Genomic DNA, 13,521 nt, shown 5'->3' on the forward strand with positions numbered 1-13,521 from the left:
AATGAACGGAAAAATGTTAGAAGATTTTTTGGGATAGTGGGGGTGTAGCAATGGAAACAATTACTTTGATTTTTCTTGTATTTATACTAGGGCTTCGTCATGGATTGGATGCCGATCATTTGGCCTGTATCGATGGTTTAACACGCTATAATGGTCGGATGAATAGTCCGATTGCCCGCTGGGTGGGCTTGCTTTTCTCATTTGGACACGGTTTGGTTGTCACCTGTATCGCGACTATTTTAGGGATTTTTATGAAAAGCTTTACTATACCGGATCTAGTGAATGCACTGGTCACCTGGATCTCCATTGTTTCCCTTTTCGCAATTGGTACATTAAATATCTTTAATCTTTTGCGGACCAAATCCTCAGCTGAAGAAGATTTTCAGGTCAGGGGAATCAAGGGGAAGTTCCTGCCAAAGATGTTGAAAGAAACAACGAATCCCTTTTTTGTGATTCTAATTGGCGGCTTATTTGCACTGGCAGCGGAAACGGTTAGCCAAACATCGATGTGGGCGATTGCGGCAGGGAATACAGCAAGTTATATGCCGGTTCTATTAGGTATCATTTTTATGGCTGGGATGATGATTACAGACACCTTTGATTCCATCGTAGCCTTTCGGTTGATTAAAGACAGCAATCGGTTAGGACAATCCGCTTCTCGTATCATGGGATGGGTTATTGTAGCATTAGCCTATGGGGTATCCTTTTATGAAGCGTTTACGTTCTTCTTCCCATCGGCTGAACTGGATTTTGAGATTTTAGGAGTTATGCTGTTTGTGCTATTTGGTCTAAGTTATGTCATCGTAAGCTATCGGATCAAAAAGCAGTTGGATATAACAGTTAAAAATTAATCGTCCACTAATTTACTAATGACGTATCGACATGGAAAGGTATTGGAAATACTAACGCAAGTTCATTAAACATTACTATATCTTTTATAGCAACATACTAAACGAAGTGGAATATTGAACCTTTACTTCCATCTATTTAAGAGTTATTATTAACTGAATCTAATAAATATACCATACTACTAGGGGTGCCCCTTGACGGGCTGAGAGAAAAACAAATGTTTTTTAACCCTTTGGACCTGATCTGGATCATACCAGCGTAGGAAAGTAGCTTAAGTGGAAGACAATTTATTTCATAAGCTGCGGAGCCAGGTCCATTATTGGACCTGGCTTTTTCTTATAGAAAAAACAGCAGAAAGCCTTTTTGAAAAATAACAAAGAATCACCTAAAACCGGAAAAACAAAGATGAGTCGCTTCAAATCCCAATCTATTAAATAGGGATGGAATGTCGATTAATCCTTTATAAATAGATAAACAGAGAAGGAGATTACATCATGGAAAAGATACAAGAAGTGAATAGTATGAGTAACAAAGAAATGAATATTGGTTTGGAGGAGAAACTCCCTGCATGGAAAACTTTTTTATATGCTTTACAGCATATTTGTGTGTCAAACGTATGGCTTGATCCTATTTTTGTCGCGGCGATGATTGGTTTACCTCTATCACAATCGGCTAATATCGTTAATGCTATATTTATTACGGCTGGAATCGTTACCTTGACACAAGCTACTAAATTAGTAAAATTGCCAATTATTCAAGGCCCATCGGCTGCCTTTGATTCCATTATGATTGCTTCAGGAAAGGCGAACGGCTTAGCTGCAGCGAGTGGCGGTATTTTTCTTAGTTCAATTATCGTTTTTCTATTGTCTATTACCGGAGTAATTGGCCGTTTGAGAGTCATATTTACACCTGTTATTTCTGGCACAGTCATCTTTCTGGTTGGAGTATCATTATCTGGCTTTACCTTGTACGAATTTTTAGGAGGTTCACCTGGTGATGAGTCGTTTGCCAGCCCATCCACATTAATACTATCGATTTCCACTTCAATTATTGTTATTTTATTATCTCTTTTTGGGAAAGGCATTTGGAAATCATATTCCTTCTTAATTGCTCTCGTTATTGGGGATGTCCTTGCTGCCATTTTAGGGAAGACCAATTTTTCTTTGATAGATAGTAAACCGTGGTTCGGGATTCCACAGCTGCTTCCCTATGGAAATTTAACTTTTCATTGGGACACGTTTCTTACATTTTTTGTGGCCTATTTGGTAGCGATTATCGAAGCAATGGGTGTCTATCAAGCAGCAGGCGCGATGCTAAATACCGAAATAGATTCCAAACGAATTCGCAATGGATTTGCAGGTGAATCCGCCGGTTCATTCCTCTCCTCGCTTATTGGCGGTTTCCCTACCACAGCTTATGCACAAAATGTGGGGCTTCTTAGGTTGACGGGTGTCGGATCAAGATTTCCGGTGATGGTGGCAGGTGCCATTTTCTTGTTATTCGGTTTTTTTCCAAAGATCGGGGCCTTGCTTGCATTAACACCTGATGCGGTTGTTGGAGGTATCTTTTTACCTGCTGCAGCGACGCTTGTATCAACTGGGATTTCTATTTTAGGAAGAGCGGAGCATTCAGAAAAAAACTATTTGATTATGGGGCTTTCCATTCTGCTTGCGATTTCACTGCCAAACTATGCCACGAATCTGAAAGGAATCGTAGGTACATTCCTTTCTAACAGTATATTAATCGGGGCATTTTCATCGGTGCTGCTTCAATTGTTGCTTGTAAACATACCCAATAGACTGAAAAGAGGGACTCTAAAATGAGAGATGATTCCAAAATGCTAACCGAACAAATTCTTGAATTTATAAACAGTTGTGAAGAGGGGAAATTTACCCATCACGATGAACAGGAACATTCCTATAATGAGCTGGCGCTAAAATTGTTTCGTTACCAGTTCCAGCATAATCTGGCCTATAAGAAATTTTGCCAGACAAAAAAAAGGACGCCGCTTACCGTCAAAAGATGGGAGGATATACCTCCCATGCCCATTCAGGGATATAAAGAATTGACTTTATCTTGTGAGCTAATAGAAGAAGTGAAACACGTTTTTATGACCAGTGGTACCACAAACCCGGAGGCAAAGGGAAAAAATTATCATCCTGATCTTGCGGTATGGGATGCATCAATGAAGGGACCTTTTAAGCGTTTTGTGCTGCCTGACCGTGAGAAAATCACCATTTTTGTTCTCTCACCTGCAGAAGATCTGAACAAAAATTCATCTTTATCTAGATATTTAACCAATGCGGTTTCCTTTTTCGGCACTGAAAATAGCAAATTCTTCTTTACTGATAAAGGACTGAATGTAGACGAGCTGATCAGGGATTTAAGATGGTGTGAGTCACAAAAGGAGCCTGTGCTGCTAATAGGGGCCACTTTTGCATTTGTACATATCATTGATGATCTAAAAGAAAAACAACTTCAGTTCAAACTGGCAAAAGATAGCCGCATTTTTGATACAGGGGGCTTTAAGGGACAATCCCGTGAAGTGGAAATGGAGTATTTATATTCGGAGTTTCGTGAGTTTTTTGGGATTGGCCGCAATCAATGTATAAACATGTACGGAATGACTGAGCTAAGTTCTCAAATCTATGATCAAACCATACGAAGCACTTATCTAAATCATTCTGAAATCTATGATAAAAAAAGTCCATCATGGGTTAAGACTGTTGTACTAAATACCGACACGTTAGAGCCGGTTAAGGATGGGGAAAGAGGCGTAATTGCACACTATGATCTTGCCAATTGGAATTCCTGTCTGGCTATTCTAACAGAAGATATGGGGTATAAAACGGAGCATGGATTTGTGCTGCTTGGGAGAATAAAGGGTTCCGAGGCAAGAGGTTGTTCCATTGCGGTTGACCAGCTTATGCAAGTAAATTCAGGTGGTGTGAATCAGCAGTGAATAATATCAAGGAACTGAACGTTTTCAGTGTACCGGATTCGATTGAATTAAACGAATTTCGTTCAAAAACAGTTATAGGAAAGGACATGACGTTTGTATTAAAATTCCCTGTGATCACAGGAGAAGAATTGAAGGGAATCATTCAACAAGTTCAATGGAATCGGGACCAATATCTATCCACTTTATCCATTACAGATATTGTGGAAAAAATAGACTTGGCCGTGCAAAAATGGCTTCATCCTGACTATCCGCTCAGAAAATTAGCGGAAAATCTGATCCCTATGATTACTGGTTATGATGAAGAAATGGTGCGGCTTCAATTAAAAAGGTATATACGGACCTTTCGTAAAAAGGAATTGCTGCGCTTTCTAGACGAGGAGTTTGACCAGCCCGCGATGTTGGATGAGTTTCGCCCTCGAAAATCAGGAGGTATGAGCAAAGCCTTTGGACCAAGTACCATATTCCATGTTTTCTCAGGGAATGTTCCGGGAGTACAGGTATGGAGTATCATCATGGGGCTTTTGGTCAAGTCAGGGAATATAGGGAAAACCTCCATGGCTGAACCACTGTTCCCCGTTCTCTTTACGGAGTCGTTAGCGGAGGTAGATAAAAAACTGGCTGAAACCATCGCCATTCTCCCTTGGAAGGGCGGGATGATTGAACTAGAAGAGCCGGCCATCGAACACTGCGAGGCGGTGATTGTATACGGTTCAAATGAAACTGTTGAAAAGCTAAGACGGAAGGTTCCTCCACATAAAAGGTTTTTGAGCTACGGACATAAAATCAGCTTTGCCTACATCGGAAAAGAAGCATTAACTCCTGATCTTTACTATGACACCATCAAAAAGATGGCTGAAGATGTGTCTATCTACGACCAACAAAGCTGTTTATCTCCTCAAACAATTTATGTGGAAGAGGGAGGGTCCATAAGTTCAAAGCAATTTGCTCAGATGTTGGGAGCGGAACTAGAACGTTATCATAAAAAAAGACCACGAGCAAAGCTTAAGGATGAAGAATCGATGGCCATTCAACGGGTAAGAAGCCGCTATCAGCTGGAATCCGTCCAACATGAAAACGTGGCCGTTTTCTCTAGTCATGCAGACACATCCTGGACAGTCATTTTTCACAAAGAAACTGGATTTGAAGGTTCCCCTTTAAATCGGTTAGTTCATGTATACTCAGTCGAATCTGTGGAAAGTGTGCTATCTGCCATTAAGCCTTATCAGCCATATTTACAATCGTGCGGTCTGGCTGTTTCTCCAATCAGACTTTTTTCACTCGCCAATCAATTAGGAACATACGGTGTAAATAGAATATGTTCGATCGGCGAAATGAATCAGGCAAAACCAGGATGGCACCATGATGGCGGGTTTAATCTTCTCGATCTTGTTAGGATGACAGATATCGAAAGGAATCTAGAGCAAATTGTTGAACGGTATGATACAGATTTTGAATAGAAGGAGGGCTACCTTTGAATTTGCAGGATAAAATTGTATTAATTACGGGAGCAAGCAGGGGGATTGGCGCAGAGATGGCGAGAAGGTTTGCTGCGGAAGGTTCATTTGTGGTGGTCAATTATTTGAAGAATCAAGCCCTTGCCGAAAGTGTGGTAAGTGAAATAGAGTCATTGGGAGGGCAGGCAGCCGCTATACAGGCTGACGTAACAAATAGGAATCAGGTAAATGAAATGATGGAACAAATGATCGATTCCCTTGGAGCAATTGATGTTGTGGTAAATAATGCACTAAGTCATTATACCTTTAATCCAAAAACCAGGAAAACGGCGTGGGAAATCGACTGGGAAGATTACAACCAACAATGGACAGGGAGTGTACAGGGGGCATTTAACATTTGCAAGGCGGCTATGCCTCACATGAAGAATCAAATGTCAGGAAGAATCATCAATATGGTTAGTAATTTAATAGATTTTCCTATTGTTCCTTATCATGACTATACAACCGCAAAGATGGCATTACTAGGTTTCACCAGAAATCTCGCCCAAGAACTAGGAACATTCGGTATTAATGTGAATGCTGTTTCTCCTGGACTAACCTATCCAACAGACTCAAGCCAGGAGACAAAGGAAGAGGTGAGAGATGCCATTATTCAGTTAACCCCTTTACGCCGATTGGCTCGGCCAGAGGATATCGCCGGAAGTGTATTATTTCTCGCTTCTGATTTATCCTCTTTTATTACTGGACAATGCCTGAATGTAGATGGTGGCTTGGTCATGAAATGACCCTCATCAAAAAAAAGAAACACTTGTTCTATTATAATGGTAATAGGTGAATTAGAAGTCTTATCATATCATGCTGACAAGGAAAATAGAAGAGGAATACTGCCCGAAATTGAGGATGGCAGATGGAATTATAGTGGGAAATATCAATAAAGTGTATACTTACTAAATGAACTTCTTTTACATTTCTGGGGGGAATATAAGTGAACTTAAAACCAAAGGCCATATTTCTAGACATGGATGGCACTATCTTAAACCATCAAAATAAGGTAAGTATACATACGAAAGAAATCATTGATGAAGTGAGAGAACATGGAATCAAAGTTTTCATCGCTACAGGCAGGGCGTTTGAGGAAATAGAGGGACTCGTACCGCCAGGTTTTCAAGTAGATGGAGTCGTAGCCTCCAATGGGATGGTCGGATATGCAGGCCATGAAGTGATTTTTAAGCATTCCCTTTCGCGTGAGCTAGTAGAAACTGTTATTCAAATGGCAAGGGAGAACAAAGTGTATTATGAGCTGTTTCCATATGGCACTCCTCGAATGACATTAAAACAGGATCAGCCATATATAGTAAATGAAATAAGAGACCCTAAGCCGGAAAGTGTTGGCATGAATGAGTGGCTTTCCCGTAAGGAAGCGATAAAAGAAAAAATTGCATGGTCGGATGAAATTATGGGAGATGAATTCTCCAAATTCTATTTCTTTGCCAGATCAAAAGAACAGATTAATTGCTGGAAAGAAGAGCTGGAGCAATTAAAGAAAGAAATAGACTTTACCACCTCCATCTCGACGGAGCATAACGTCGAACTGATGGTGGCGAACGTGAACAAAGCAACCGGTATCCAACAGATGTTAAAGCACTTTGATTTGTCCGAGACTGAAACAATGGCTATCGGGGATAGCGATAATGATTTGCCTATGCTACAGCTTGTGAATTATTCCGTGGCAATGAAAAATGCACCTGATAGTATTAAAGAAATCGCGGATGACGTGACAGATTTCACTTGTGATGAAGATGGGGTTTATTATTATCTAAAATCTAAATTGATGCTGTAAAATTAGACAAGCTCCAAATTCCATTGTTTATAGAGTTTGGAGCTTTTTTATAGCACATACGCAAATACAGATTTAATGATTATTGCTGTATCTAAATTTCGCTACCTTTAGTTCTAAGCCTAATGGGCCGGCTCATTCTTTCCCCATGTATAGCGTTCTTCATTATTTTCTCATTAAAGCTGGAAGGCACTACAGCACAGTCATGGTTTATTGCAAGCTTTTTTCCAACATCAAAAAATAGTTCGTTGTATAAAAATAGGGACACAATTCGGTGTCCCTTTTGCTATTGACTCTGTTTTTGTAACTGGGGCATCCGAAGTGTCAACAGCATAATCAAGATTCCGATGATTACACAGATGATGGCCAATACATGAAAATGGCTAGTTGTAAATTGCTTCCCGAATAAAATACCCAGTAAACTAGAAGAAAATATCGTCCCTATGTATCGTGACGTCATAAAAAGCCCCGAAGCAGTGCCGGTTTCGGCAGGAGGAACATACGTGTAAAGTGCCGTCTGCAAACCAAGATTGTTGAAGCCGTTGCTTAATCCAAGGACCGATAAAGAAAAGAAAATCCATGCCGCCGACGATGAACCGTGGATGGTTAGTAGAAGCAAGGAACCTGCAATCATACAGGATGTCCCTGCGATTAAAGCAGGCTTGGAACCGCGATTGTCAATCCATCGGCCAGCCAATGGCGACACGATTATGCCAAAACCGGCAATGGAAAGCATAATAAGCCCCGTAGTCTTGGAATCGAAATGGCGAACATTTTGCAGATAGAGCGGGACCCCAAAGAAGATTGAGTAGAAAATCACATTGACCAGGATAAACTGTACATACACAAAACTCATATTCAGGTTTTCTTTAAGAGATAATACATTGATAAATGGCTGCGATTGTTTGCTTTCGTATTTATAAAAAACGAAAATAAAAACAAGGCTTACCAAAAGTTCACCCCAGTTCACACCACTTTCCCATGACAGCAAAAACAATAGCAAGCTTAATATGGACAGAGTAAATAGAAGGATACCGATATAATCAATGGTGACTTTCCGGTTTTTATCTCTTCTATCCTTAGGAAGAATAAATAGTCCCAGAAAAAAGGCTGCCAAAATGAATGGGAAGTTGACCAAAAAGATCGCTTGCCAATCCCAGTAGTGTGTGAGAAATCCACCGATGGAAGGACCGAATGCGGCTGATACGGATGAAAAAATCGAAAGGACACCCAGTGCCTGTGCTTGGTTTTCCGTGATTGATTTGCGGATGATTCCCATTCCTGCCGGGAAAAGCGCTGAACTTCCGATTGCCTGGATAATCCTGATCGCAATCAACCAGCCAAAGCTTGGCGAAAAGGGAGCTGCAAATGATGCTGCTGCAATCATAATCAGCCCGATTAAATACATTTTCTTAAGTCCAAACGCATCGCCGAGCTTCCCCATTACCGGCTGACCGATACCACTGGCAAGATAATAAGTGGAAATAAGCCACGATGCATCCGTAAACGAAAGAGAAAATTGATTTTGGATGCGAGAAAGCGCAACGGCAATCATCGAAGAATTCAAGGGATTCAGCAACGTTCCCAAAGCAACGGCAGTAATAAAAAGATAGCGGGTTTTGGTTGGTTTAGACATCAGGTTTTTTCCTCCGGTGATTTTCTTTAAAAATGAGATAAATAATTTATTGTAATAATAATAAAACATATTGGTAGAAAAAGGTACTTAGAAGAACTGGGCTTTGGTGGGTTGCAGGTTTGTGGGACATGGAAGGGAAGTATCATGCATAGGAGGAATTATCCAAAATTAATAGAATAACTATTATACAGGGAATGGATCATTGTTTAAATGGATGGAAGCATGATGGTTCCCTAATAGGTATAGTACATTTAAAAGTGATCATAGGAGATTAACAGAATGTTTAAAGAATGGAAAAAGATATTACTGCTTGCCATACCTTCGATTGCTTCATTTGCTTCATCTACACTTACAGGAACCATAAATCTCATATTAGTAGGTCAATTAGGTGCCCTTGCGATTGCCATCGTGGGGGTTTCGAATATTATTATGTATAATGCCTGGGCATTATTTTCGGGAATAGGGCATACCACCAATTATTTAGTGGCTCAAAATTATGGATCAAACAACATGAAAAAAGGTGTTGAACGTACCTATATCGCTTTTTATCTGTGTATAGCGGCTTCAACAATGGTTTTATTAGTTGGTTTACTATTTCCAGAAGCCATTTTTAAGTTGTTGGGAAGTTCGCCTGAGATGATTAGTGAAGGTAAAAGTTATTTACAATTACGTTTTTTTGCGATGGTATTTTCGATCTTCACCTTTGTTATTCATGGATTTCTCCGCGGGATTGGAGATACCAAAACACCAATGATCAGTACCATATTAGGCGGAGCCTTGATGATTTTTCTTACTTATGGATTAACCTATGGAAATATGGCTCTTCCTGAATTAGGTTTGATTGGGGCAGGTATTGCCTTTTTTATTGGTGAATTGGTTACGTTTCTCTTTTGCGCTTATATTTATTTCATAAAATTACATCCAAAATTTGAAACACGCAAAAGAATTGCATTCAACCCAGCAGAATCAAAATTAATTTTTGGAGAAAGTGCTAAATTAGGTATTCAGGAATTTTCGATGGCCATGGCGATGTTTGTCTTTACTGCATTTGTTACGAGATTAGGGACGAATGCGTTAGCAGCCAATGAAGTGGCCTTAAGTGTAATGAGTCTTGGATTCATGCCCGCTTTTGCATTTGGATCAACAGCAACCATTCTTGTAGGTCAAGAAGTCGGGAGAGGTAACCCCATATTAGGAAGAAAAGCAGGGACGAACACGACCATTTTAGGTTGTATATTTCTATTGATTTTGGGTGTCATTGAATTTTTTCTGGCAGAACCGATTGCAAAGATCTATACCCACGATGTTCAAGTGTATAAGATAGCCGCAGAATTAGTCATGATTTCGGCATTTTTACAGTTGTTTGATGGACTATTAAATTTTTATGCCGGTGGTCTGAGAGGAATTGGCGACACATCGTTTTTATTAAAAATTTCTTGTGTTTTAGGGTGGTCCTTTTTTGTTCCACTCAGTTATGTATTAACTTTTATCCTTGATTTGGGCAGTATTGGCGCATGGATCTCCTTATACTCGTATCTCACGGTGTTTGGAATTAGTGTAATGGTTCGCTTTTATCGAACCAATTGGGATTCCATTAAGTTAAAATCGGTTGAAAATGAATACCAGGACAATTTTATTTAAAAAATTGAGATATAGTACAAAAGCAAGCACAAGGAACATGTGCTTCCTTTTGTGTTTCTTATACACACCAGGCAATAACAAGCACCAACTCTTTTTTTTCTCATATACATGAAAAGATTTACTGATAAAAGAAAGGGGGAGGCTGCATTGTATCCAAATAATCCTTATCAGCCTTTCTATCCATATTTCTATGACTATAGACAAGGACTATTTCAAAAAATTCTTGCTTGTTATCAACAAAAGCGTTGGATTAGATTATCTTTCCGAGATGGAACAACTGCTGAAGGTTTTATAAAGTCCTATGATCCTTTAAGGGGAGTATTAATTTACGTACCGATGCAAAGATATACGATTTCGTGTGAAGGTGTAAGGGTGGATTCTTTGCAAAAAGCACAGAATTGCATTGGCAAAAGATCCACTTTGTCACTTTCCAACAATATTAGCCTAACTTTTACAATAGAAGGTGTTGACCAATCTCAAAATATGGGTGGATGGGTGAACATAAATGAACTTATGTCGGTATCTGGACAGGTAGTTGACGCGAATTGTATTTAGTTATAAGTATAAAAAAGGGCGATGACAGCCAGGGGGTGTCATCGCCCTTATTGCGGCAGTATGTCCATTAAGGAAGAGAGAGAGAAAATATAAATCTCTAAATATGTAAAAAAATATTGAAAATGGTCAGCCAGATAAAAAAGCTTGAGGAACATTGGATCATCCTTAAGCTTTCATTAAGTAGCATTTGTTAAATATTCAAACAAATAGCTAACGCTTTAGCAGGAGGTTTTGGATATTGTGGAGAATACTTATTACAACAGTTAATTTTCTGAAAATTATTAAAATTATAGGTATGAAAAAAAGGAGTGTTTTTACATGAATTATGTTAACAAAACAGGAATTTATCAAAATTCAGAAAAGAAGCGTTGGGAATACTGGTATGTTGGACCAAATGAATTAAGAATTCTAGTATCATGGTTAAGCTGGACTGCATTTAAAGAATATGAAAAATGGGAAAAAAACTGTTTAGTAGAAAAAGCCGGGTAGATTTAATCTGATTTTGATTTAGATAAAAGTTATTGTTTTAAGGTCATATAGAATCACTATTACATTTACATATTATTTTTAATAAAAACGGAGAATCAATAAATTCTCCGTTTTTTTGCCGTATACCCTCAAATAAACTAAAACAATCGGCTTCATGTATGGTATCAAAAAGTCTTGCTAGTATCCAAAATAACCTCTATTTACAAATAGAGGCTATTCGCAATTACTTATTTAATTTCAAATGAAACGGGTAAGGCTTTCTGTTTATTTCGTAATAATGGTTCTGCAAGATGTTTCTGGAAGTATTGCACAAGTGGTCCGATACAAATTGCAGTGATAACTGTAGCAAATCCCACAATTGCTCCAAAGGAAAAACCAATAGCTACACATGCAACATCTGCCATCATTCGAGCAAGTGCAAATGGTACTTTGTTATGCGATAATTTTTGAATAACTAGCGGCATTGCATCGTACGGCGCAATGCCCAATTCGGGTGTCATATAAAGGGCAACTCCGAGTCCAACGATGATTATGGCAATAAAAAGGAATATACTTCTTGTAATGAACAGCGGAGAAGAGCCGAGTAGCTCATGGTAACCGTATACAAAGAAATCGGAAAAAAAGCCGATTCCAACCATGTTAACAATCGTCCCAATCCCAATCGTATGCCGAACAAAAATAAATACAATGATAAGTAAGAAAACATTAAAAATTAATTGATAAATACCCAAAGAAACATGTAAAAATCCACTTACTCCTAAATTCATTGTACTAAAAGGGTCAGTACCAAAATTACTTAAACGTAATAGGGAAACGGCAATTCCTATACATAAATTTCCGATCACCATCATACAAAATCTTCTCATATCAAATAAATGCATGACTATTTTCTCACATCCATGGTTGTTGTGATTTTTTGCCTACTATTGAAATAATAGTACTTTCATAGAATGAATTTCAACCTATTTATTTTCCCAATTTTGCGAATAAGAAGAGATGTTTTTCAATGATGAAGCAAGCGGCCAAGATGAACATGATACCAATTCAGACCATGAAGGTGAAGAACTGACGAGACGTTCACATACCATAATACGATACGTGGACAAAAAGAAAAAGAAAAAGAAAAACAACAACAAGAAGCTTTTCAGCCAAATATAGAGAACAATCCAGTCCTAGTGAATCATCAAAATACAAATGATGCACGGCATAAAGAACTAATGTGTCATAAAACATTCACATTATCAGGAGAAATATACTGTCCTTTTTCTCCAATCAAATATATATGTACGATGAAAAGTAATGATGGAAGAAAGGCAGTGGCGCAGATGGCAAAATATAGAATTGTACGTATTGATTTTTGGCAGAATCCGATTGTATCTGAGGAGATGACTCCAGAGGACAAATACTTTTTTCTTTATCTTCTTACCAATCCGAATACGACTCAAATTGGCATTTATCAAATAACAAAAAAGCAAATGGCTTTTGATTTGGGCTATTCGATTGAGAGTGTGAATTCGTTAATGGAAAGATTCATCCTGCACCACAAGTTGATTCGATACAATTCAGTAACGAGGGAACTCGCGATTAAAAACTGGGGGAAATATAACCTGCATAAAGGTGGAAAACCCGTCATGGATTGTATTTATTCCGAACTAAAAGAGGTCGAGGATCCCTCACTCATTCAATACGTCGCGGAAGCCATTCGTAAACAGGATATACGCAGCCTATATGAATCGTTTTGTGAACAAGAAGAGATGTTATTCGATGATGAAGAAAGCGGCCAAGATGAGCATGATACCTTTCAAGACTCTGAATGTGAGGAACTTGACAATACGTTCACGTGCCCTAATAAGATACGTGCACAAAAAGAAAAAGAAAAACAACAAGAAGATGTTCTTCATCCGAATCTAGAGGAAAACCCAGATATCGAAAATCCATTGCAGAATAATCAAAAAGATGTGAAAGAAATCGTAGAGTTTTGGGACTACAACGGATTTGGCTTTTCAAACATAAATGCGAAACAGCAGCTGTTAGCTTGGTTAGAGGATTCCAGCTTCCTACAGCCGAAAGAGGTCATTTTAAAAGCGATGAATATTGC

The 13,521-nt window shown here is 38.8% G+C and carries 13 protein-coding genes and 1 riboswitch; of the genes, 11 read left to right on the forward strand and 2 right to left on the reverse strand.

The window, feature by feature from the left end:
* The first annotated feature begins 50 nt into the window (after positions 1 to 50).
* From COD92_RS11720 to COD92_RS11745, 6 genes are all read left to right on the forward strand, one after another.
* Positions 51 to 851 carry a HoxN/HupN/NixA family nickel/cobalt transporter gene (locus COD92_RS11720; RefSeq protein ID WP_098527949.1) on the forward strand — a complete coding sequence of 267 codons (801 nt, stop codon included), beginning with the start codon at positions 51 to 53 and terminating at the stop codon, positions 849 to 851.
* Between the two features lie 171 nt (positions 852 to 1,022).
* Positions 1,023 to 1,131, forward strand: a riboswitch (TPP riboswitch).
* A 212-nt stretch (positions 1,132 to 1,343) separates the two neighbouring features.
* Positions 1,344 to 2,672: a solute carrier family 23 protein gene (locus COD92_RS11725; protein WP_098527950.1), complete on the forward strand. Its 1,329-nt coding sequence runs from the start codon at positions 1,344 to 1,346 to the stop codon at positions 2,670 to 2,672.
* The gene (locus tag COD92_RS11730; protein ID WP_098527951.1) at positions 2,669 to 3,811 is read left to right on the forward strand and encodes a LuxE/PaaK family acyltransferase; all 1,143 of its coding nucleotides are present in this window, start codon (positions 2,669 to 2,671) and stop codon (positions 3,809 to 3,811) included. Before COD92_RS11725 ends, COD92_RS11730 begins: the two co-directional genes overlap by 4 nt.
* Complete coding sequence (locus COD92_RS11735) at positions 3,808 to 5,268, forward strand: acyl-CoA reductase (protein ID WP_098527952.1); 1,461 nt, start codon at positions 3,808 to 3,810, stop codon at positions 5,266 to 5,268. The genes COD92_RS11730 and COD92_RS11735 overlap by 4 nt, the downstream gene beginning before the upstream one ends.
* 14 nt (positions 5,269 to 5,282) lie before the next feature.
* A complete protein-coding gene (locus COD92_RS11740) occupies positions 5,283 to 6,050 on the forward strand; it encodes a 3-oxoacyl-ACP reductase (RefSeq protein ID WP_098527953.1) in 768 nt (255 codons plus the stop codon).
* A 200-nt stretch (positions 6,051 to 6,250) separates the two neighbouring features.
* Positions 6,251 to 7,105: an HAD family hydrolase gene (locus tag COD92_RS11745; protein WP_098527954.1), complete on the forward strand. Its 855-nt coding sequence runs from the start codon at positions 6,251 to 6,253 to the stop codon at positions 7,103 to 7,105.
* Positions 7,106 to 7,388: 283 nt separating this feature from the next.
* On the opposite strand, the gene COD92_RS11755 is transcribed toward COD92_RS11745, so the two are convergent.
* Positions 7,389 to 8,738, reverse strand: a complete 1,350-nt coding sequence (locus COD92_RS11755) for an MFS transporter (RefSeq protein ID WP_098996337.1) — start codon at positions 8,736 to 8,738, stop codon at positions 7,389 to 7,391.
* Between the two features lie 279 nt (positions 8,739 to 9,017).
* On the opposite strand from COD92_RS11755, the gene COD92_RS11760 reads away from it, so the two are divergent.
* The 3 genes from COD92_RS11760 to COD92_RS31925 all read left to right on the forward strand — a co-directional run bounded on the left by COD92_RS11760 (position 9,018) and on the right by COD92_RS31925 (position 11,423).
* Positions 9,018 to 10,379 (forward strand): MATE family efflux transporter, encoded by a 1,362-nt coding sequence (locus tag COD92_RS11760; protein WP_098527956.1) that lies wholly within the window; start codon positions 9,018 to 9,020, stop codon positions 10,377 to 10,379.
* 147 nt (positions 10,380 to 10,526) lie between these two features.
* Positions 10,527 to 10,934, forward strand: coding sequence for a hypothetical protein (locus COD92_RS11765; RefSeq protein WP_098527957.1), 408 nt, complete (start codon positions 10,527 to 10,529; stop codon positions 10,932 to 10,934).
* Positions 10,935 to 11,252: 318 nt separating this feature from the next.
* A complete protein-coding gene (locus COD92_RS31925) occupies positions 11,253 to 11,423 on the forward strand; it encodes a hypothetical protein (RefSeq protein WP_176541068.1) in 171 nt (56 codons plus the stop codon).
* A gap of 227 nt (positions 11,424 to 11,650) precedes the next feature.
* On the opposite strand, the gene COD92_RS11770 is transcribed toward COD92_RS31925, so the two are convergent.
* A complete protein-coding gene (locus COD92_RS11770) occupies positions 11,651 to 12,304 on the reverse strand; it encodes a YczE/YyaS/YitT family protein (RefSeq protein WP_098527958.1) in 654 nt (217 codons plus the stop codon).
* A 115-nt stretch (positions 12,305 to 12,419) separates the two neighbouring features.
* On the opposite strand from COD92_RS11770, the gene COD92_RS31930 reads away from it, so the two are divergent.
* Together COD92_RS31930 and COD92_RS11775 are read left to right on the forward strand one after the other, a co-directional pair.
* Positions 12,420 to 12,581: a hypothetical protein gene (locus COD92_RS31930; protein WP_176541069.1), complete on the forward strand. Its 162-nt coding sequence runs from the start codon at positions 12,420 to 12,422 to the stop codon at positions 12,579 to 12,581.
* A 167-nt stretch (positions 12,582 to 12,748) separates the two neighbouring features.
* On the forward strand, positions 12,749 to 13,521 hold a 773-nt coding region (locus COD92_RS11775; RefSeq protein ID WP_098996339.1), incomplete at its 3' end, for a DNA replication protein DnaD.

This window comes from Bacillus sp. AFS037270, from assembly GCF_002585305.1.

Excerpts from the sequence above, each read along its gene's own strand:
- COD92_RS11720 (WP_098527949.1), top strand. The coding sequence starts at position 51 with ATGGAAACAATTACTTTGATTTTTCTTGTATTTATACTAGGGCTTCGT.
- COD92_RS11725 (WP_098527950.1), top strand. The coding sequence starts at position 1,344 with ATGGAAAAGATACAAGAAGTGAATAGTATGAGTAACAAAGAAATGAAT.
- COD92_RS11730 (WP_098527951.1), top strand. The coding sequence starts at position 2,669 with ATGAGAGATGATTCCAAAATGCTAACCGAACAAATTCTTGAATTTATA.
- COD92_RS11755 (WP_098996337.1), bottom strand. The coding sequence starts at position 8,738 with ATGTCTAAACCAACCAAAACCCGCTATCTTTTTATTACTGCCGTTGCT.
- COD92_RS11760 (WP_098527956.1), top strand. The coding sequence starts at position 9,018 with ATGTTTAAAGAATGGAAAAAGATATTACTGCTTGCCATACCTTCGATT.
- COD92_RS31925 (WP_176541068.1), top strand. The coding sequence starts at position 11,253 with ATGAATTATGTTAACAAAACAGGAATTTATCAAAATTCAGAAAAGAAG.
- COD92_RS11770 (WP_098527958.1), bottom strand. The coding sequence starts at position 12,304 with ATGCATTTATTTGATATGAGAAGATTTTGTATGATGGTGATCGGAAAT.
- COD92_RS31930 (WP_176541069.1), top strand. The coding sequence starts at position 12,420 with ATGTTTTTCAATGATGAAGCAAGCGGCCAAGATGAACATGATACCAAT.